General features: G+C 69.5%; 18 protein-coding genes. 9 read left to right on the plus strand and 9 right to left on the minus strand.

Annotated features, from left to right (window positions below):
• Nucleotides 1-76: 76 nt before the first annotated feature.
• Nucleotides 77-2,644: an AAA family ATPase gene (locus GF068_RS34385; RefSeq protein ID WP_153823757.1), complete on the plus strand. Its 2,568-nt coding sequence runs from the start codon at nucleotides 77-79 to the stop codon at nucleotides 2,642-2,644.
• A gap of 30 nt (nucleotides 2,645-2,674) precedes the next feature.
• Here GF068_RS34385 and GF068_RS34390 read toward each other — a convergent pair whose 3' ends face one another.
• Nucleotides 2,675-3,196 carry a DUF3421 domain-containing protein gene (locus tag GF068_RS34390; RefSeq protein WP_153823758.1) on the minus strand — a complete coding sequence of 174 codons (522 nt, stop codon included), beginning with the start codon at nucleotides 3,194-3,196 and terminating at the stop codon, nucleotides 2,675-2,677.
• Between the two features lie 672 nt (nucleotides 3,197-3,868).
• Between GF068_RS34390 and GF068_RS34395 the strand changes: the two genes are divergently transcribed.
• Nucleotides 3,869-4,066: a hypothetical protein gene (locus tag GF068_RS34395; RefSeq protein WP_153823759.1), complete on the plus strand. Its 198-nt coding sequence runs from the start codon at nucleotides 3,869-3,871 to the stop codon at nucleotides 4,064-4,066.
• A gap of 640 nt (nucleotides 4,067-4,706) precedes the next feature.
• Here GF068_RS34395 and GF068_RS34400 read toward each other — a convergent pair.
• The 4 genes from GF068_RS34400 to GF068_RS34415 form a co-directional block, all read right to left on the minus strand.
• Nucleotides 4,707-5,222, minus strand: coding sequence for a hypothetical protein (locus GF068_RS34400; protein ID WP_153823760.1), 516 nt, complete (start codon nucleotides 5,220-5,222; stop codon nucleotides 4,707-4,709).
• 521 nt (nucleotides 5,223-5,743) lie between these two features.
• Nucleotides 5,744-6,586 carry an STAS domain-containing protein gene (locus GF068_RS34405; RefSeq protein WP_170319849.1) on the minus strand — a complete coding sequence of 281 codons (843 nt, stop codon included), beginning with the start codon at nucleotides 6,584-6,586 and terminating at the stop codon, nucleotides 5,744-5,746.
• Between the two features lie 146 nt (nucleotides 6,587-6,732).
• The gene (locus tag GF068_RS34410; protein ID WP_153823761.1) at nucleotides 6,733-7,140 is read right to left on the minus strand and encodes a hypothetical protein; all 408 of its coding nucleotides are present in this window, start codon (nucleotides 7,138-7,140) and stop codon (nucleotides 6,733-6,735) included.
• Entirely contained in the window at nucleotides 7,137-7,799 is a 663-nt protein-coding gene (locus GF068_RS34415) for a hypothetical protein (RefSeq protein ID WP_153823762.1), read from the minus strand. Before GF068_RS34415 ends, GF068_RS34410 begins: the two co-directional genes overlap by 4 nt.
• Nucleotides 7,800-7,896: 97 nt before the next feature.
• Here GF068_RS34415 and GF068_RS34420 point away from each other — a divergent pair, with 97 nt between their 5' ends.
• The 7 genes from GF068_RS34420 (at nucleotide 7,897) to GF068_RS34450 (ending at nucleotide 13,846) form a co-directional block, all read left to right on the plus strand.
• On the plus strand, nucleotides 7,897-8,778 hold the full coding sequence (locus GF068_RS34420) for a Rieske (2Fe-2S) protein (protein WP_153823763.1): 882 nt from the start codon (nucleotides 7,897-7,899) through the stop codon (nucleotides 8,776-8,778).
• A gap of 89 nt (nucleotides 8,779-8,867) precedes the next feature.
• On the plus strand, nucleotides 8,868-9,071 hold the full coding sequence (locus GF068_RS34425; RefSeq protein WP_153823764.1) for a hypothetical protein: 204 nt from the start codon (nucleotides 8,868-8,870) through the stop codon (nucleotides 9,069-9,071).
• Between the two features lie 24 nt (nucleotides 9,072-9,095).
• Nucleotides 9,096-9,440 carry an SPW repeat domain-containing protein gene (locus GF068_RS34430; protein WP_153823765.1) on the plus strand — a complete coding sequence of 115 codons (345 nt, stop codon included), beginning with the start codon at nucleotides 9,096-9,098 and terminating at the stop codon, nucleotides 9,438-9,440.
• A 49-nt stretch (nucleotides 9,441-9,489) separates the two neighbouring features.
• Nucleotides 9,490-11,349, plus strand: a complete 1,860-nt coding sequence (locus GF068_RS34435) for a hypothetical protein (RefSeq protein ID WP_153823766.1) — start codon at nucleotides 9,490-9,492, stop codon at nucleotides 11,347-11,349.
• 37 nt (nucleotides 11,350-11,386) lie between these two features.
• The gene (locus GF068_RS34440; protein WP_153823767.1) at nucleotides 11,387-11,902 is read left to right on the plus strand and encodes a hypothetical protein; all 516 of its coding nucleotides are present in this window, start codon (nucleotides 11,387-11,389) and stop codon (nucleotides 11,900-11,902) included.
• Nucleotides 11,903-11,906: 4 nt separating this feature from the next.
• A complete protein-coding gene (locus GF068_RS34445; protein WP_153823768.1) occupies nucleotides 11,907-13,259 on the plus strand; it encodes an AAA family ATPase in 1,353 nt (450 codons plus the stop codon).
• On the plus strand, nucleotides 13,256-13,846 hold the full coding sequence (locus tag GF068_RS34450) for a hypothetical protein (protein ID WP_206079608.1): 591 nt from the start codon (nucleotides 13,256-13,258) through the stop codon (nucleotides 13,844-13,846). The genes GF068_RS34445 and GF068_RS34450 overlap by 4 nt, the downstream gene beginning before the upstream one ends.
• A gap of 1 nt (nucleotide 13,847) precedes the next feature.
• Here the strand turns inward: GF068_RS34450 and GF068_RS34455 are convergent, their stop codons facing one another.
• The 4 genes from GF068_RS34455 to GF068_RS34470 all read right to left on the minus strand — a co-directional run bounded on the left by GF068_RS34455 (nucleotide 13,848) and on the right by GF068_RS34470 (nucleotide 19,313).
• The gene (locus GF068_RS34455) at nucleotides 13,848-14,849 is read right to left on the minus strand and encodes an RluA family pseudouridine synthase (protein WP_338046692.1); all 1,002 of its coding nucleotides are present in this window, start codon (nucleotides 14,847-14,849) and stop codon (nucleotides 13,848-13,850) included.
• Nucleotides 14,828-16,270: a hypothetical protein gene (locus GF068_RS34460; RefSeq protein WP_153823769.1), complete on the minus strand. Its 1,443-nt coding sequence runs from the start codon at nucleotides 16,268-16,270 to the stop codon at nucleotides 14,828-14,830. The genes GF068_RS34455 and GF068_RS34460 overlap by 22 nt, the downstream gene beginning before the upstream one ends.
• 26 nt (nucleotides 16,271-16,296) lie before the next feature.
• Nucleotides 16,297-17,856: a hypothetical protein gene (locus tag GF068_RS34465; protein WP_153823770.1), complete on the minus strand. Its 1,560-nt coding sequence runs from the start codon at nucleotides 17,854-17,856 to the stop codon at nucleotides 16,297-16,299.
• A 65-nt stretch (nucleotides 17,857-17,921) separates the two neighbouring features.
• The gene (locus GF068_RS34470; RefSeq protein ID WP_153823771.1) at nucleotides 17,922-19,313 is read right to left on the minus strand and encodes a Stp1/IreP family PP2C-type Ser/Thr phosphatase; all 1,392 of its coding nucleotides are present in this window, start codon (nucleotides 19,311-19,313) and stop codon (nucleotides 17,922-17,924) included.
• Nucleotides 19,314-19,641 lie beyond the last annotated feature (328 nt).

Below are 19,641 nucleotides of genomic sequence, written 5' to 3' on the forward strand. Positions count from 1 at the left end.
CATCCTACACGCCCCGCCCACGTCCCCGGCCAAAAACTTGTCCCACGCCCCGCGTCCGTGAGACCCCCCTCCCACCATGACGATCCCCCGCTCGCAGGCCGAGCTCGTCACGCTGCGCAAGCTCGCCCAGGACCTGGCCGCTGCGCGCAAGGAGCGCCCGACGAGCGTGCACCTCCTCGCCGCCATCGCCTCCCGGGAAGGTCAGGCCGGCGAGCTGCTCCGCGAGCGGCGCCTCGAGGCAGACGCGCTCCTCAAGGCAGGTCGATCCTTCGACGAAGACAGCCCCGATCCTCTCGCCCGCGCCGTCGTCGCGGCCCGCGAGCTCGGCAAGCGCGCTCCCCTCGGCGAGCCGAACGCCCTGCACTTGATCCTCGCCCTGCTCGCCGACCGCAGCTCCGCCGCGCACCGCGCCCTCGTCCAGGCCGGCGTCGATACGGCGCGCCTGCGCACGGCGGCCATGCAGCGCTCGCTCGGGGTCGTCGCGGCGCGGCGATTGCCGCAAACGGCAGGAGGCAAGACCACGGAGGCCGATCGCCGGCCCGCCCTGCAGAAGCCCACGCGGATCGACCTCGACAAACCCACGCCCACGAAAAGGCCCACGGGCACGGGCGTCACGGTCCCGCTTTTCCCGCCGCCGGGTCGCCTCGGCCAGGAGCAACGACCGCCCGCGAAATCGGCTCCGATTCCCCCGACCAGCGCGACCGCGACGCCGATCCCGCTCTCCGCGCCTGCGCCCGCGAAGCCCGCCGAGAACCCCCCGAAGCAGGCGGCGCGGCAGGACGCGGCGATCGTCCCTGTGATCCCGGAGGGGCACCCGCTCGCGCTCGATCGGGCGAAGACGCCGACGCTCGCCGCGCTCGGGAAGAACCTCACGCTCGCGGCTTGCCTCGGCGAAATGGAGCCCGTCATCGGCCGGGACCTCGAGGTCGACGCGGCGCTCGATATCCTCGCCAAGAAAAACCAGAATAGCTGCCTGCTCGTCGGGCCGGCCGGCGTCGGGAAGACCTCGGTCGCGCGTGGCATCGCCGAGCGCCTCGCCCGCGAGGCCGACGCGGACCCCTCGTCGGCGCGGCTCTTCGTGGAGCTCGCCGTCTCCGAGCTCGTCGCCGGCACGGGGACACGTGGCGCGCTCGCCGAGCGCATGAACGCCATTTTGCGTGAGATTCGCGAGGAGGGGCGCGTGGTCATCCTCTTCGTCGACGAGATCCACGAGCTCTTCTCGGGTGGCCTCGACGAGGCCACGGCCGAGATCAAGCTCGCCCTCGCCCGCGGCGACCTCCGGATGGTCGGCGCCACGACGCCCGAGGAGCAGAGGCGCTCGTTCGAGCCCGACCCCGCCCTCGCGCGGCGATTCTCGGTCGTCGAGATCGAGGAGCCGGACGAGGAATCGGCGTTTTTGCTCTGCAAACAGGTCTGCGCCGGGCTCGGCGCGCATCACGGCCTCTCGTATGCGGACGAGTCGATCGCGTCCGCGGTCTCGTGGTCGGTGCGATACCTGCCGGGCCGCGCCTTGCCTGACAAGGCGATCGGGATCCTCGACCTCGCCGGGGCCCGCGTGAAGCGGCGCGCGGGGCCTGGAAAACTCCCGCCCGTGGGTCCGCCCGAGGTGGCCGAGGTCCTCGCGAGCCTCGCCGACATCCCCGAGGAGCGATTGCTCGAGACCGACCGCGAGCGAATGCTCAACCTGGAGAAGCTGCTCGCCGATCGGGTCGTCGGCCATTCTGCGCCGCTCGGGCGTATCGCGCGGGTCTTGCGCCGCAATGCCGCTGGCATCCGGGCGGATCGGCCGCTCGGCACGTTCCTCTTGCTCGGCCCGACGGGCGTCGGCAAGACGGAGACCGCGAAGGCCATCGCCGAGGCGCTCTTCCATTCGGTCGACGCCATGACGCGGCTCGACCTCTCCGAATACAGCGAGGCGCACGCGACGGCGCGTCTCATCGGCGCGCCGCCCGGGTATGTCGGGCACGAGGCCGGCGGTCAGCTCACCGAGGCCGTGCGCCGCCGCGCCTACCAGGTGATCTTGCTCGACGAGATTGAAAAGGCGCACCGCGACGTGCTCGAGGCCTTCCTGCAGGTCTTCGACGAGGGCCGCATGACGGACGGCCGCGGCCGGCGCGTCGATTTCACGAACACGGTCATCGTCTTGACCTCGAACCTCGGCGCGGCCGAGGCGGGCGCCCTGAAGAGCGAGCGCTCCGTGGGTTTTTCGCGGGGCGCGACGCAGGTCTCCCCGGACAAGCTCGAATCCACGATGCTCGCCGCCGCGCGCGGGGCGCTTCCGCCGGAGCTCTACAATCGCATCGACGAGGTCTTGGTCTTCGGTCCCCTCGGCAAGGTCGAGGTGAAGGAGGTCGCGCGCAGGCTGCTCGCGGCGCTCGGCCGGGGGCTCGAGGAGAAGGGGATCCGGCTCGACGTGGAGCCGGCGGTGCTCGACGTGTTGCTCGCGGAGGGCGGCTTCGACGAGGGGCTCGGCGCGCGCCCGATGAAGCGCGCGATCATGCGGCACGTCGAGGCGCCGATCGCGGAGATGATCCTGCGCGGGGAGTTGCCGTCGGGATCGGTGGCGCTGCTGTCGGTGGATCGAGGGCAGATCGTGGTCGATGCGGTGGATGAGGCGGGGGGGGAGTTGGCGACGGGGGCGTGAGGCGCTCTGGCCCCGGCGCCGCGGCTCCCGCTACTCGTTTGCCGTGAGGACCTGGTAATAGACGGAGAGCTTCTCCTCGCCGCCATACCCGAAATTGCAGTTTTCCCCCACGATCTTTCCGGGCTGCCAACCGCGATATTGTGCTCGGCAGATGTACAGGTTGGGACGTCCGGGCTCGTAGCCGCCGGAGACGGCGCCTTCGGGGACGACCCCGTGGCTCGCGTCGATCCACTGGACACGCCATTGGTCCCCTACGAGCACCTCGTAGGCATTGAGGAGGACCTCTCGCCCGCCCCAGCCGATGTTGCAGTTCGCTCCCACGATCTTTCCAGGGTGCAGCCCTCCCTGATACCACCCGTGACAGATGTACAGAATGCGCCCCGGCTCCGAGCCACCAGGGATCGCCCCCGGGGGCACGTAGCCGTTCGTCCCGAAGACCCACGAAAAGCCCTCCGGCAGCGCGATCGCCGAACGAAGCGCGAGCCCCGAAGCGACCATCCCCGAAAGAAGAGCAAAGCCCACCGCCAGCTTGCGTTGCACCCTCTTCAGCATTCTTCACCTCCCGCGCGGAATCGGTGCAACGATCGAGCCACGTGTGCGAGCGCAACACGCGCAAGGGGTCCGGGGCCCCTCGGCGAGGCGGCCGGCCCTCGGCGGAAATCTTCCCCGGAGTCGAGGCGCCCGGACCGCCCCGTTCCCCTCGCCACCTCCCCTCCCTCGCGCACGCAAGGCGCTCTCCTCCTTGTGCCCCAACCTCCAAAACAGGGACAAGCACCCGACAGGAGCGGCGCGGACCTTCTGCACGACGGGAAACGGGCTCTCCACGCCCGCGACACCCCACCCGCGCGCCGGGAAATCGCCTCGCCCGATCCGTGGAAAGGCACTTGCTCGCCGCGCAAACGCCTCTCCACGACCTCGGCGGTGCGTTACCTCACGCGCAAGCGCCCTTCCGGGGACGTGGAAAGGCATTTGCTCGCGACGCAAACGGCCTTCCGGCCTCGTGGAAGCGTGTTCGCCCGCCGCGCGGGCGCGATTCCTGGATGTGGAGAGCTTGATTCTCGAAAGGAGGAGGCGCCCCTCGCGTCCTCTCCTCCCGATTACGCTTCGGCGCCGTCCTTCGGGGCCGCTTCTTCGTCCGTATCCGCCGCGCCGGGCGCGGTCGCGCTGGGCCGGAAGAACGAATCCGCCGCCTTCGTGTCACCACTTCATTACTTATTGCGGATCGTGGCCAAGATCCTCGGCACGTACGACGAGCCGACGGGGGACCACGCGGAGAAGCGGGCCGCGTTGCTCGCGCCGGTGGTGAAGCAAAACGAGGCCATCCGGCAGCACCTCCGCGCGCGGAGGAGCGCGCCGGATGTGGATCCGAAGACGGGGGAGGAGCTGCTTTCGGAGGAGGCGGCGCCGGGGGACGGGGGCTGAGCGGAACACGCTCTCGGCCTCGCGTGTCGATCAAGACCCCCTCGCGTTTCCGTGCGTCGCGGGGTAACATGGCCCCGCTCGCCACGGAGATCTCCCCATGAAGCGCCCCCGTCCTCTCGTTGCCGTCGCGCTCGCTACGCTTTGTCTCCTTGGTGTGGGCCTGGGGGCGTACCAAGGCGAGTCGGGGCGCTCGACGGGGTCGAGCGTCGAAGTCTGCAGCGACGTCGAGGCGCTGTTCGAGGGCTACTGCAAGCCCGGGCTCGAGGGGAGCCGGTGCGCGACCGTCACGGATGCGTACGCGGACGCGTGCCAGGCTGGCTGCGTGATGGGGGTGTGCCCACAGCAGGTACCATGCACGGGCCACGACCCGATCTGGTGCACTTCCTGCGACGACATGTTGGGCGCACGATTCTGGGATGACATCAATGCATCGTCATCTCGCTGCGGGGAAAAGCTTCAAATCGAACGTCGGAAGGTGAGCAACGACGAGTTTGCCACTTGTTTCAAGGCAGACATGGAGCAGCATTGTCGTGCGCTCACCGGCACGAATTGGCATGCGAAGCTCCAGGCTGCCCTGAGGCAGTGAGCGACGCGAGCAAGCACCACAGGGGGCAACCGCCGCGCGCAAAGCCCGCTGACGTCACTCGGAGCCCCCGACCCCTCCCTCACCGGGCGCTTCGCTGACCCCTCCCTCGCCGCCGATGCCGTCGGCCCCATCGTCGTCGAACCAGTAATCACCGCTCCCGGCCCCCACGCCGACCGTGACCAAGGTGCCTCCCGAGGGGCTGGGTCCCCCAGGTCCGCCCGATCCCCCGTCCGCATCGAGGCAGATGATCGCAGGAGACACCTCGATCTTGCAATCAGGACTGAAACCCTTGCGCCTGACGGCTTCGATGCAGCGATTCCTGTTCCACGACTCTCTCTGGCGATCGACGATGGTCGGGTCGTCTCCTCCTTGGAGCGCAAATCTATCATCGGGGCGCCCGCCATAGCGGGGGCAAGTAAGGACCACGTTGCATTTCATCTGAGGTCCTTCGATTTGTTGGTTGTTCTCTGTGTCGGTTCCCCTCGCCGGATTCTTGCACTCATCGTCGGTGCACCCCGTCGCGAACGCGACACTCCATACCGCGAACAACCCGATGACGATCGTATTCATACATTCCCCACCCGGCAGCCCCCGCTCCTGCGGTCTGCGCGAATCACCCGCTCGGGCCATGCGTCGATGCGCGGCGCACGCGTGCGATTCGAAGTGTGGCTTCCGATTGCCACGCCGCGCACGAGGAGGCCAAATTTCCGTAACGCTCACAACCCGGCTCTGCCGGTTTGCGCTCGATCGCAGGCGCAGAGTAGGCGGCTTCGTTATGCTCCGACGTCTCGCGCCTGCGTGCCCGACCCGAATCTCGTCGTGCCCCCTGCGCAGTGCGAGCCGTGCACCTGCCCGCCTCCGAGGCCACGTGTGTCGGGCTTCCCTCCGCCATCGAGGTCCGCGCTGGTACGGGCGGGGAGGATGGAGCCCCCTCGCTCCCGCGAGTCGTGCCCAGCGACGAGCGCGCAGCCCGCGGTCACGAAGCCGAAGGCCGCATGCACGTTACTGTTCGTCGAGCAACCTCTTTGGTCGCTCGTCGACTTGGTCAGGTCTCGCGACCCACGAGCCTGCCGCTTCTCTCGATACCCGTCTTAAAGCCCCACGTCCTCGGACGAAGCCATCGACGACGGCGCCGTCGACACGCCGTTCGACGACTCCGGGCGCGGGGGCCGCTGGCGGCGCTCGCCGCGGCTCACCGCGCGATCTTGCCCCTCGTCCTTCGGGGCTTCCGCCTTCTTGCCCTTGTCGCCGCCCTCGCCGGGCTTCTTGCGCAGGCTGATCCGGTCGGCCTCGCGCATCGTGAGGCAGGCGCGCAGGCCGTCCTTCAGCGTGCGCAGCGTCATCAGGCCGCCGAGGTGCACGCCGATCTCCACGAGCGTACGCGCCACGTCGGGGCGAACGCCCGTGAGGATACACTTCGCGCCGAGAAGCTTCGCCGCGTGCGTCAGCCGCACGAGGTGCGCGGCCGTCATCGTGTCGACCACGTCGACGCCCGTCAGATCGATGATCACGTACTCCGCGCCGCGATCGGCGATCCGCTGCAGGAGCTTCTCCGTCATCTCCGCGGCGCGCGCGCTGTCGATCGCGCCGACGAGCGGGAGCGTGAGCACGTCGTCCCACACGTCGATGATCGGCACGCTGAGCTCGCGGATCGCGATGCGTTGCCGCTCCACCGTGGCGAGCTGCTCCTCGAGGTCGCGCCGCGACGCCTCGAGATCACTCATCGCCTTGTCGTGCTCTTCGCGCGTCTGCTTGAGCTCGCGCAGGAGCACCAGCAGGCTCTCCTCGAGCGCACCGAACCGATCCTCGGTCAGCGCGCCGGAGAGCCCGATGGCCTCGTCGAAGGCCCCGACCGAAGCGAGCGAGAGCGCCTCCAAGACGCGCTCGATCCGCTTCCCCTCCACCACCACCGACTCGTCGGTCGCGTCCGTCATCCCCGATGATCTCCCGATGCGTCCCTCCTACATACGAGAAAAGACCCACGAGCATCAAGGTCCACCTGACGCGGAGGCGCGGGAAACCGTGCTCCCCCCCGAGACGTCGCGCGGCGCGGGTCCGGGGAGAGCGGAAATCCGGCCGCTCAGGGGGGCGGGAGGACCTTGACGGCGATCTCGGCGTCGGTGTCGGTCGTCGTGAGGGTGACGATGGCGTCGCCGGGCTCGCCGCCCACGAAGATGAAGACGGCGCGTGGCTCGTCCGCGGCGGGCCGCTGATACGCGTCGCCCGGCGCGAGCAGGTCCACGAAGCCGGGCAAGACGCGCACGATCGCGGGGTCGCTCGAGCTCGCGGTCGCGTTCTCGCAGGGGTCGCCCACGTAGGTGCACTCGATCGCGAGCGCGATGCCCTGCGAGAGGCGCACGTCCTTGGCGGCGTTGTCAACCTCGGCGACGGCCGTGGGCGGCGCGACGGTGAGGGCGACGAGGGTAGGCTCGCAACCCGCGGAGAACACGGCGGCGGCGAGCAGCCAAAGGGAGGCGCGGGGGCTCACGGGTTCACCTCCAGCACGGAGAGCGCGACCGCGACCTCGATCCCGACGGCCTTGACGGTGACGTTCGTCTCGCCCGCCTTCGTGGCGACGATCCGCCGGCTGCCGGGCACGCCCTCGTCGAGCATCATGACCACCTGCGGATCGGCCTCGAAGGCCGCGTCGAGCTCGCCGAGCAGGCGCTGCGGGCCGCGGTGCGGCGCAGCGACGAGGGTGAGCTCGTCGCCGACGAGCATCTCCATCGCGGCCGGCAGGGGCGAGGTCTGAAGGCCCCCGCGCGTCACGCGGTGGAGCCTGAGCGCGTCGGCCTCCGCGACCCAGACGTGGAGGAAATCCACGACGATATCGCCTTCCATGGTGATGAGCATCGACGCGAGCCCCGGCTCCTTCGCGTGGATGCGGGCGTCGTGGATGGTGAAGACGTCCGGGTTCGCCGAAGCGAACGAGAGCGGCGGGGTCGCGCTGCCCTCGGAGGTGACGGAGACGTCGATGGGCAAGGCGGCGCCCTTGGCGATGGGGGCGTCGATGCCGGAGACGGCGCAGACGAGCTCGCTCGGAGGACAAGCCGCGGTCGTATCCGTCTGGCCGAGCGCGCCGGCCGAGCCCTGGGCGCATCCCGTCACGAAAACGAGGAAAGGAAGCAAGAGGCGAAGGATTGGCATGGCCTCCCGACTTTACCATCATCACCGGCGCGGCGATTGCACGATGAGAGGTGTTCGGGGGAGGAGCCCCCGATGAGGCACGAAAGGGGAAACGGGGATGGCGACGTCGCTCCTTACGACAGTCGAGAATCGCTCGAGCGTCGATGCATGGGCGGAGGCCGTGCACCGGCCGGTCCAGTCGGTCCTGCAGAAGCGGCCGGAGCTCCGGACCACGCTCGACGGGACGTGGCTCGGTCACCCGCTGCACGCGGCGCTCACCGATTTCCCGGTCGGCGCGTGGGCGACGGGGGTCGTCCTGGACATCGCCGGGCTCGGACGGCCGCGGAAGAAGGGCCTGCACGACGCGGCGTTCACGGCGCACGCCTTCGGCCTGGCGGCCGCGGGCGTGGCGGCGCTCGCCGGGCTCGCGGACTGGAGTTACCTCGACGGCAAGCCGCGGCGCGTGGGCTTCGTGCACGCGGCGCTGAACACGGTCGCGGCCGGCCTCTTCGGCATTTCGTTGCTCCTGCGGAAAAACGGGCGGCGCGGCGCGGGCATCGCGGCGTCGACGACGGGGTTCGCCGTGGTGATGGGCAGCGCGTGGCTCGGCGGGGTCATGTCGTACCATTACGGGATCGGCGTGAGTCACCGCGCCTTCGAGCAGGGAGGCCCCTCGGGCTTCATGCCGGTGCTGCGGAATGACGAGCTCGCCGAAGGGCAGCTCCGCCGCGTGGTGGCCGAGGGCGCGCCGATCCTGCTCGCCCGCGCGAACGGGCGCGTGCACGCGATCGGCGATACCTGCACGCACCTCGGCTGCTCGCTGAGCCGGGGCCGCCTCGACGGCGAGCGCGTGGTCTGCGCCTGCCACGGCTCGCAGTTCCGGCTGCGCGACGGGCGGGTGATGGTCGGGCCCGCGACGGACTCGGAGCCACATTACGAGACGCGCGTGCGCGACGGCCAGATCGAGGTCCGGCGCTCCGGGCTCGACGGCGCTTCGTAGCCGGGTCCGCCCGCCGCTCCTTGGGCCCTCGTTTGCATCGGGACGTCGTGGACGCCGCCTCGCGGCAGGAATCGCCCACGGAGCAAGGAATGGTCCGTACCGAGAGCGTGGCCGATCATCATCGAAAAGCCGCCGAGCATTTCGAGAACGCAGCCGTGCACCATCGGATGGCCGCGGAGCAGCACGAGCGAGGAAATGAAGCCGAGGCCCTCCGGCACGCGATCGAAGCCCGGCGGTATCACGAGCAGGGAATGCGGCACGAGCAGGAGGCCGAGAAGCGGCACGCCGCGTGAAACCAGTCGTCCGAGGAGGAAACCATGACATGGCCCCGATGGATGAATGTCGCCCTAGGTATCTGGCTGCTGATCGCCCCGGGGGTGCTCGGGTACGTCGACGCACGCGCGGTGAACAATGACCGCCTGCTCGGCATCCTGGTCGCGGCCTCGGCGATCGTCGCGCTCTGGGCGCCGAAGGCGCGGTTCGTGAACGTCGTGCTCGGCGCGTGGCTGATCATCGCGCCGTTCGTCCTCGGGTACTTCGGCGGCAGGGCCGTGGCGAACGACATCGTGGTCGGCATCGCCGTCGCGGTCTTCGCCTTCATCCCGAGCCGCTCCGTCACGCGCACCACGACGACCCCGGGCAACACGAGCGGCCTGAGCTGAGCCTGATCGAAATTTGGCCCGGGACCTCTCTGCATGGGAGGTCTCGGCCATGTCCATCCGCGTCGCCCGGCCCTGGCTCGTGGCCTCCGGCCTCGCGCTCGGCCTCGTCACGCTCCTGCCCCTGCCCGCGCGAGCCTGGGTCGACGTGCACGTCGCGGGCGACGACGTCCGCGTCGACGTGAACAAGGACGGCTCGGCCCGCGTCGAGCACAAGATCACCCTGCGTGTCTCCGGCGGGCCGCTCAAGTCGATCGACCTCAAAGGCATCGACGCCGACGCCGTGCCCGAGCCCGACGGCTACGTGGTCCCGGCCCGCGACGCCGCCACGAACTCGCTCGCGTCGGCCTCGCCCGTGAGCACGGAGATGCTGCCGCCGCCGAGCCGCCCGCGCGAAGACGGCGCGCCAAACCCCTCGGCCATGCGCATCCGCTTCGACGCCGACAAGGGTCTGTCGCGGGGCGTGTTCGTGGTGTTCGTCCGTTACCGGACCGAGCTCTTCCGCCGCGGCCTCGTCCGGCGCGATGGCTCCATGGCCCGCCTCCGCTGGAGCGGGCTCGTCTGGGAAGACGGCTTCGACTCGGCCCGCGCCACCTTCGTCCTGCCCGCCGGCCCGACCGAGCCGCGCCCCGACGAGGCCGCCGCCGCCGAGGATCCCTCGAGCGAGTCGGCCGCGCCGCCCTCGGTCCTGTCCACGATCCGCCGCGGCGCGGGCAAGGACGAGCTCGAGCTCCTGCGGCCCTACGCGCCCAAAGGCGAGCCCGTCAGCTGGCTCGTCCGCTTCGACGCCCGCGCCCTCGACGTCACGGCCCCCCGCGCCGAGCCCGCCCCCGCGTCGGCCCCCGGGCCCGCCGCGCTCGCCCCCGACAGGCGCCTCTTCGTGCTGATCGGCGGCGGCGTCGCGTTTGTCCTGTATGCCCTGCTCGTCGCCCTCAAGTCGCGCGAGGTCGAGCGCGCCGCGCGCGCCGCCGGCGCCGAGCCTCGCCCCTTGATCCCGGCCCCGCTCTTCGTGCGCGCCACGGGCGCGGGCCTCGCGCTCGTCGCGGGCCTCGCCTTGCAGCTCGCCTTGCCCACGGGCACGGCGGGCGCGCTGCTCGTCGCCCTCGCCGCGGCGCTCGCGGCGTTCCGCGCCCCGCGCTGGATCCGCGCCTCCTCGTTGCGGGGCCCGGGCACGTGGCTCCCGGTCACCGAAGAAGAGGCCTTTTCCCGCGCCGCGCGGCCCCGCGGCGCCCTGCTCGACGTCTCCACGCGCGCCGGAAAGGCCCTCTTCGCGCTCGGCCTCGGGCTGCTCGGCGTCGGCGTGTGGTTCGTCTCGCGCACCTCGATGTACCACGCCGAGCTCTTCGCCTACGACGTGGTGGCCCTGCTCGCGCTCTTCTGCACGGGCCGCCTCGCCGAGCTGCCGCCGGATCCGGTCGCCTCCGCGGCGCCGCTCCTTCGCGACGTGGCCAAGCGCGTCCGAAAAGCGACCAAAAAGGCGGGCGAGGAGGTGCGCATCGTCCCGCGTTTCCGGGTGCCCGAGGGCAGCGCCAAGGCCGACGAGCTCCGTCTCGCGGTCGTGCCGCGCTCGCCGCTGCCGGGTTTCGCGGGGCTCGAGGTCGGCGTGGTGCTCACGCCGGCCGCGGGCTCGACGTTGCGCTCGCCGGAGGTGCTGCTGCGCGTGACGTCGGGGACGGCGTGCGAGGAGGCGACTTCGGCGATCACGCGGCAGGGCCGTTCGCAACGAGGAAAGCGCCCGACGGAGCGCGCCATCACCCTGGTCCCGCGCTTGCCGACAGCGTGGATGACCGCGGATCTCGTCACGCGCCTCGTCGGCCTGCTGCGTGAAGGTCGCAAGGCCGCGGAGGAGCGCTCGGGGATCCGCCGCTCCGCCCAGGTCGTCGCCGCCTCCGAGGACGGCCGAGCGGCTTGACGCCGGGCAGGTTTTCCCGCTTGTTTCGAGGGCGCCCGTGACCGCCCCTCCCGACAAACCCCCGCGCCTGTTCGCCCGGATCGCCGCTGTCGTGTTGCTGCTCGGCGTCTTCGGCTTCCTGGTCGCCGCGCAGAGCGACCCCTCCGCGCCCGCGCCTTCGGCCTCGCCGGCGGGCGGAGAGCCGCCCCCGCCCGCCGAGCCCTTCGGCCCGAGCCCCACGCCGCCCGATCCAGCGCTCGTCGTGTTGCTGGACGGCATGACGGTGGGGCACGAGGTGAATGGGTGGAAGGTGGTGAACTTCTACCCGACGAACGAAAAGGTCGCGTGGGTGGAGCTGCAAAGAGGCGAGTTGTTCTTCTCGGTGGGGATCGGGCCCAAGGGGACGGGCAAACCACCGCCGCCGATCCAGACGGACGTGTACGAGGTGGGCTACGGAATGCAAAGGCCGCGGGACGCGGGGATCTCGCAGCAGGAGATGACGGCGGCAGCGGAGTATGTGGCGACGCGGATCCGGAAGCGGGAGAAAGAGGTCCCGCGGCCGAGGGGGTTGTAGAAGGATGCTCTCTGCGCTGCACATCAAGGACGTGGGCCCCGCGGACCGGATGGATCTCGAGTTCGGCGAGCGGCTGAACGTCCTGACGGGCGATAACGGACTCGGGAAGAGTTTTGTCCTGGAGGTCGCCTGGTGGGCGCTCACGGGGACGTGGGTGGAGCGGCCGGTGTTGCCGCAGCGGGGGAAGGAGGAGAGTGCGGAGATCGTGCCGGCAGTGGCGTGGCGTGGAAAGAATCCCACGAAGCCGCACAAGCTTCATGGCCTGCCGCAGTTCAACCGCGTGGTTCAGCAATGGGAGCTCCCTTTCCAGTATCACTCAAGGGGCTACCAACCGCACAACAACATTTACACGCCCGTCTGGCTCCTCGACACGTTTCCAACGCTCTACGTGCGCACCAACGGAGCATTTGCCTTGTGGGATCCGGCACGGAATCATCAGATCGGCACGGTCGATCTCTCCGGTCCCACCACAGCAGTCGTCGCGGTTCCACCCTTCGTCTTCAATGAAGCTGCCGTCTGGGATGGTCTCGAACACAAGGGCAAACCTCTCTGCAACGGCCTGATCGAAGACTGGGTTACCTGGCAACTCGAGGCGCAGAACGAGACGGATCACCCGTTCCACCTCCTCACGCGCATCCTCACCCGGCTCTCCCATCCGGACGAACCCATGAAACCGGGCAAGCCCGTTCGTCCTTACCTCGACGATGTACGAAGGTTCCCCGCCATCGAGCTGCCTTACGAAACGATCCCCATCACGCACGCCTCCGCAGGCATGAAGCGCATCATCGCGCTCACCTACGTGCTCACGTGGATGTGGTCCGAGCACGTACGGGCTTGCTCGATGCTCGGCTGGAAGCCCGCGGAGCGCGTCGTCGTGCTCTTCGAGGAGCCCGAGACGCACCTGCATCCGAAATGGCAACGCCACATCGTGCCCGCGCTGCTCGACGTGCTCGGCTCGTTGTCTTCAGAGATGCATCCACAGGTCCTGCTCACGACCCACGCGCCGCTCGTGCTCGCCTCACTCGAACCGATCTTCGATGAGGAGCGGGACAAACTCATTCACTTCGGGCTCGAACGCAACCAGGTCAGCGTGGAGGAAATCCCCTGGACCAAACAGGGAGACACCGTCAACTGGTTGGTCTCCGAGAGCTTCGGCCTGAAGCAAGCCCGCTCCGCCGCAGCGGAAATCGCAATTGAAGCAGCAGAAGCCTTCATGCGTGGGGACCTCGGTGCGCTCCCGGAGGGACTGCGCACCAGCGAGGACATTCACCAGGAACTGCTCCGCGTGTTGCCCGGGCACGATCCCTTCTGGCCACGATGGATCGTGCACAATGAGAAGCGAACGGAGGCTCCGTGATCCCTGTCAAGCGCGTCCCGGAGCCTCCCGATTTCGACGCTCGTGCTCGCAAACCCGGTCAGGAATGGCTGGCGAAGAATCCTGGCGCACGACGTCCCAAAGACTACTGGTCGCCCTTCAAGAGCATCCTCGACGACGGCTTCGGACATCGATGCGGGTACACGGCCATGTACGAACCCGTAGGATCGATCGATCACTTCGTGAGCTGCAAGAACGAGCCACGCCTCGCCTACGAGTGGAGCAACTACCGCTTCGCGCAGGAGTGGATCAACAAGAGCAAACAAACGCTCGATGAAGCCGTCCTCGATCCTCACGAGGTCGAAGACGGTTGGTTCGAGATCCTGCTTCCGTCTTTGCAGCTCCGGGTGACGGACAAGGTTCCTCCGTCCCATCGATTCCGGGCGGAGTTCACCCTGACTCGTCTTCGCCTGCGGGACGACGAACGGACGCTACGACAGCGCCGAGAATGGTACCGCATGTATCAGGAGGGCGAGATCAGCCTCGAAGGTCTGCGCGCAAAGGCTCCGCTCATCGCCGCTGCGGTCGAAAAACAGAGCGCCGCGTCAGGCCAGGCCCCCTCCCGCTGAATCACCCGCCCTCTTCCCCCACGATCGCCCCGATATCCCCCGGAAGCGCCGAGCTCGCCGTGAACGCCGGCACCTTCGCGTCCCCGCCCCACGTGATCCGCGACGCGTGTAATGCATGCCGCTCGAGCCCCGGCACGCTCGCACCGCCATAAAGCGTGTCCCCCGCCAGCGGATGCCCGATCGCCGCGAAATGCGCGCGAATCTGGTGCCGCGACGCCTTCCCCGCACGCGCCTCCACCAGCGCCCATTCGCCCCGCTCCGACACCTTTCGGTACGTCGTATGCGCCGGCCGCGGCGAATACCGCTCCACGTCGCGCGGGTGCACGCACGGGTATACCCGACGCCGATCCTTCGGGTGTGGCGCCAGCGGGATCTCGATCGTCCCCGTCTCCGGCAAATCCTTCGCCGCGCAGACCAGCAAATATCGTTTGTCGAGGCGCTCTTCCTTGATCGCCCCCGTCAGCACCTCGAACGCCTCCCGCGTCCGCGCCGCCAGCACGAGCCCGCTCGTCTCCGTGTCCAGCCGATGGCAGAGCCCAGGCTCCCGCGTCGAAAAGCCGATCCCCGCGCACTCCGGGTAACGCGAGACCAGCGCGTTCGCCAGCGTGCCTCGCTCCCCAGGCTCGAGCGGCGCCGTCGGTTGCCCGGCCGGCTTGTCGAGGACGACCACCTGGTCCGTCTCGAGCACCACCACGAGCGGCGCCTCCGCGTCCGGCAGCGCCCCGCCCGACAAGGACGCCGGATCGAGCTCGACCGAGACCACGTCCCCCGCCCGCGCCACGTCCCCCTTCGACACCCGCCGCCCGCGCTCGCCGCCGCCCTCGTGCAGGCGGACCTTGCCCGCCTCGAACAGCCGCTTCGCCCCCGCTCGACCGAGCGTCGGCATCACCTCGAGCAGGAGCTTGTCCAACCGAACCCCCGCCTGCACCTCGTTCACCGTGATCTTCATCTTCTTGCCGTCTCGTTCGAGCGGACGAACCTCTACCGCAACGCCCCGCTCCACGATAGCCCCACGACGGGCGCGCGCCGCTCTCCCACGATGCTCTGCCCGATCACCCCGAAGACCGGCATCGCGCCCTCCACCAGATCGTGCGCTTGCTTCCGCGGCTTCTTCGCCGGCTCCGCCTTCGGCTTCGTCATCAACCACCCGATCGCCGCCCCTGCGAGCGTCATGCCGCCCGTCAGCCCCACCCACGCCCGCTGCTGCGTCTCCGTCGGCCCGTCGAGCAAGAGCGGGCTGCCGAGCGCCGCTCCGCCGAGCCCGCCGAGCAGCGCCCCGAGATCCATCGCCACCACCCGATGCGCCGCAGGCCGCCAGTGCACCGCGAGCGCCGCCGCCCCGAGCCAGCCGAGCCCCGCGCCGTAGCCCATCCCCGCGATCGGGAACGCGTCCACGTTGCCCCGCACGAGCGCCTCCGTCATGCCCCCGAACACGAGCCCGAGCCCGCCGCCCGAATGCGCGAGCAACGCGCCGCCCTCCGACATCCCCCGCAGCGCGAGCCCCAGCGTCGAGAGCGTGAGCCCCGTCGTGCCCGCCACGAGCCCCGCCGTCCACTGCTCGCCCTCGCCCCCCGAGCCGCCGAACCGACCCGCGTAGATCAGGTGCCCCGCGAGCGTCGGCCACCACGCGCCCGACGCGAGGAACCACGCCGATCCCACCCCGACGTCCCACTCCTCCGCGGCCAGGATCGACATGACCAGCCCGCCCCCCGCGCCGACCGCGAGCAGCGGATACAAAAGCCGCGGATCCTCCGACCCGCTCGCCCGCTGGATCGAGTACCCGAGCAGCCCGCCGAAAAGCGTCGCGTTCACCCCGAGCGCCGTGCGGCCCGCGCTCTTCGCGGGGTACGTGAGCGTCCCCGCGGGCGCGCGCGTCGGCTCTTCCTTGCGCACAGGCGACGCGCGCAGGGCCGTGACGAGGTCCCGCAACATCACCACCGCGCGCACCGGCAGATCGACCCGGCTCGTCCGCTCGATCCGCACGCGCAGCTCGGGCGAGGCGGCCTCCACGAGCACGATCCGCAGCTCGATCTCGTCGTCCCGCGCGCGCACGCTCGGCACGATCAACGTGCCGCCGAGCGAGCCCGCGAGCGCCGGGAGCTCCGCCTCCTCGGGCGCCTGGCCGCGCTCGTCGAGGTCCAGCACGAGCCCGAGATCCTGCGCCGCGTCCGCGAGCAACGCGTCGAGCTGCCCCGCGATCGGCGCGAGCTCCGCGCCCTCGCCGTCCGCGCCCACGCCCGCGGGCTTGCGCGTGATCTTCGTGGGAAACAGGACCGCCGAGCGGCCCGTCACCGCTTGGGGCTTCGGATCGCCTTGCGGCGTCCTGCGCCCCAAACCCCCAGCCGGCTCTGCCGTCGCCGGGCCGCTCGTCCGCGGCGCCTCGGCCGAGGCAGGACCCGCGGAGCCGAGCGCCGCGAGGACCACCAGGAGCCGAGCCGCGCGGCCGCCTCTCAGAACATCACCACGCCGCTCGCGAAGACGTCGAAGGTGTTGCTGTCGCTCACCCAGAAGCGCCTCCCGACCGCGTTGATCGTGGGACGATAGTTCGGGTTCGGAATACCCGTGGCCGAGACGAACTCGCCGACGTTGAGCTCGTTGCCGCTCTTGCACGGGCCCGACTGACCGATGTCGTCCTTGAACGTCGGGTTGCACGGCTGATCCCCGCTGATCCCGTGCTTCTGATCGTGCGTGAACCCGATGCCCAGCGTGAACTTGACGAACTCGCTCGCCTGCCACGTGACCGAGCCCTGCCCGCGGATCGACGCGTACTGCTGCACGTCGGTCAGGCCCGTGACGTACGTCTTCTGCGAGTTCTGGTCGATGATCGAGATCGGCTCCCGCATGCCCGCCGGCGCGTTCTCGTTGAAGTTCGGGTTGCGCTGGTACTTCGCCCACTGCGGCTGGCGCATCGAGCCCGCGCTGCTCGACCCGATCGCGTCGAAGATCTCCGAGTAGTCGCGGCCCTCCGACGTGTACGTGCCCTGCACGCGCATGTCGAAGGTCAGCCGGCCGAACTTCTCGCGGTTCTCCCACGGGATGATCATGAGGCCGAGCGTCATCGTGCCCCGGATCGGCGGGCGGTTCACGAGCGAGCCCTCGAGGTCCGTGATGCCGTAGTCCGAGTCCTCCTGCTGGAACTCGAAGAGCGCCGAGAAGCCGCCGTACGGCTCGAGGTACTTGATGCGCTTCGAGACGAGCGTGTGCACCTCGAGCCCGATCGTCCCGCGCGTCACGCCCGGATCACGCTCGCCGACGTCGAAGCCCTCGAGGTCACCGTCGCGCACGCCGTCGCGGTCGATGTCCGACGGATGCGCGCACTGGAGCTGGCCCGTGGCGGGCTGCGTGTTGCACGCGTGCATGGGCGTGCCGAGCGCGAAGCGACCCTCGACGCCGAAGAGCAGCGTGGGCTTCGTGCGATCCCGCGCCTGGTTCATGAAGGCGCTCGTGTCGATACCGACCGCGAGGTACTCGAGGCCGCTGCGATCGGGCGAGGTGAACGGCAGGCCGAAGAGCTGCTCGCCCGGCGCGCCCGCGAGCACGATGTTCTGCACGTTCGAGCTGCCGTCGAGGTCCGTGAGCTCGCGCGAGTTGTTGAGGATGATCGGCGCGCGGAAGTAGACCGCGAGGTCCTTGTAGACGCCGATGTCGACGCGCGGGATCAGGCGTGACGTCTGCTCGCTGTACGAGGCCACGTTGAGCAGGTTCGACGTGAACCCGCCCGACGTGAGGCCCGGCCCGAAGATGTTCGTCTCGCGCTGGATCTTCGCGCTCTTCGTCGAGTACTGGAAGCCCAGGCTGATCGCGATGTCGAACGGATCGCCGTCGTCGAAGGCGTCGATCACGTTCACCACCTCGCCGGGCTCCTGCATCACGCGCGGCTCGGTGGCGCTGCGCGGCTCATCGGCGAGCGCCGAGCCCGTCACGAGCGTCACGAGCGACGACGCGAGCCCGACGGCGAGACCGAGGCGAAAGCCATTGCCCTTGCGATCGCAGAACTTTACGCCTTCCATGGCAGACCTTTCCGTTGGACGGACGCTACCGGCGCCGGGCGGAACGTGTCAATCAGAAGTGCATTTCAGGGCCCCGACGGGGGCGATTGTTCCGAGGGGGGCTCGGGGAGGTAGCTGTCGCGCGGCCGCGGCTCGGTCACGGGCGCGTCGTCCGGCCCCGGCTCGATCTCGTCCGGGAAGATCGCGTCCGTGATGTCCTCGGCGTTGAGCTCCTCGCGCGCCGAGCTGAGATCCCGCGAGGTCTGATCGAGCCTGTCGGCGAGCACGCCGAGGAACTGCCAGAGCAGCTTCACCGCGAGCTCGTGCTCCTTGCGCAGGATCTCGAAGAAGTCGTTGCGGTGCAAAACGATGAGCTCACTCGGCTCGATCGCCGTCACCGTGGCCGAGCGCGGCATCGCGCGGATCAGCGCCATCTCGCCGAAGTGCTCGCCGGGGCCGAACTCGTTCAGCAGCGTCTCGCCGCGGCTGATGCGCACCTGGCCCGAGAGCACGATGAAGAGCTCGTCGCCGCGATCACCCTCCGCGACGACGACCTGATCGACGTCGTACGAGAGCACGTCCGCGACCTGCATGATCCGGAGCATCTCGCGCTCGGCCAGGCGCGAGAAGAGCGGCATCTTCGCGAGCACCTCGCGCTTGAGGTGCAGGCGCCGCGCGCGGTTGTCGTCCTGTTTGTCGCCGGCGCCGAGGCGGACCAGGATCGCGGTGATGTTGTCCTTGCCGCCCTTGCGGTTGGCGAGGTCGATGAGCTCACGCGTCGCCGTCTCGCCGTCGGCCTCCTCGAAGTACGGCTCGAGCTCCGCCGTGTGCGCGATGTACCCGTGCAGGCCGTCCGAGGCGAGCAGGAACTGGTCGCCGGGCAGGACCTCGATCGTCAGCGTGTCGACCTCGACCCGCTCGTAGACGCCGACGGCGCGCGTGATCGCGTTCTTCTGCGCGACCTTCTCGATCTGATCGCGCGTGAGCTTCCCGCGCTTGATGAGCTCGTTGTAGACCGTGTGATCCTCGGTGATTTGCTGCACCTTCCCGCCGCGCAGGAGGTAGATGCGGCTGTCGCCGACGTGCGCGATGAAGCCGTGCGAGGCCACGATCAGGAGCGCCGACAGCGTCGTGCCCATGCCGCGTTTGTTCGCGTCCTGCTTGGCCTCGTCGTGGATCTTCGCGCAGGCTCGTTGCACCGCGAGCTCCATGATCGCGAGGATCTCCTTGGCGCCTGCCCGGCTGCTCACGCCCTCGCGCGCGTACTTCTCGACGACGTCCTTGTGCTTCTTGACCTCCTCGTGGATGATCCGCACCGCGAGCGCGCTCGCCACCTCGCCGGCCGCATGCCCGCCCATGCCATCCGCGACGATGGACAGCGCGAGCTTCTTGTCGACGAGGAAGTTGTCCTCGTTGTGATCACGTACGCGGCCAACGTCCGTCGCGGCGTAGAACTGGATATTTTCGGACAGCGCCATCGAGCCGCGAGGCTACCACGGGGAGTCTCGCGGCTACTACCCCCTGCCCCGGAGGCCCCTCCGGCCGTGGGAAACGCCTTCGCGCGCTCCGCAGAGCCGAGTTCCAGATGGAACTCGTGATCGCGGCGACAACAAAGGCGTCCGTCAAACGACGGACGAGTTCGCGCTTACAACGAAGGCGTCCGTCAAACGACGGACGGCTTCGCGGTCGCCCCGAAGGCGTCCGTCGAACCACGGACGGGTTCGCGGTCGCCCCGAAGGCGTCCGTCGAACCACGGACGGGTTCGCGGTCGCCCCGAAGGCGTCCGTCGCCAAAAAGTCGGCTTCG

Origin of the sequence: Polyangium spumosum (assembly GCF_009649845.1) — a bacterium.
Taxonomy (GTDB): Bacteria; Myxococcota_A; Polyangia; order Polyangiales; family Polyangiaceae; genus Polyangium; species Polyangium spumosum.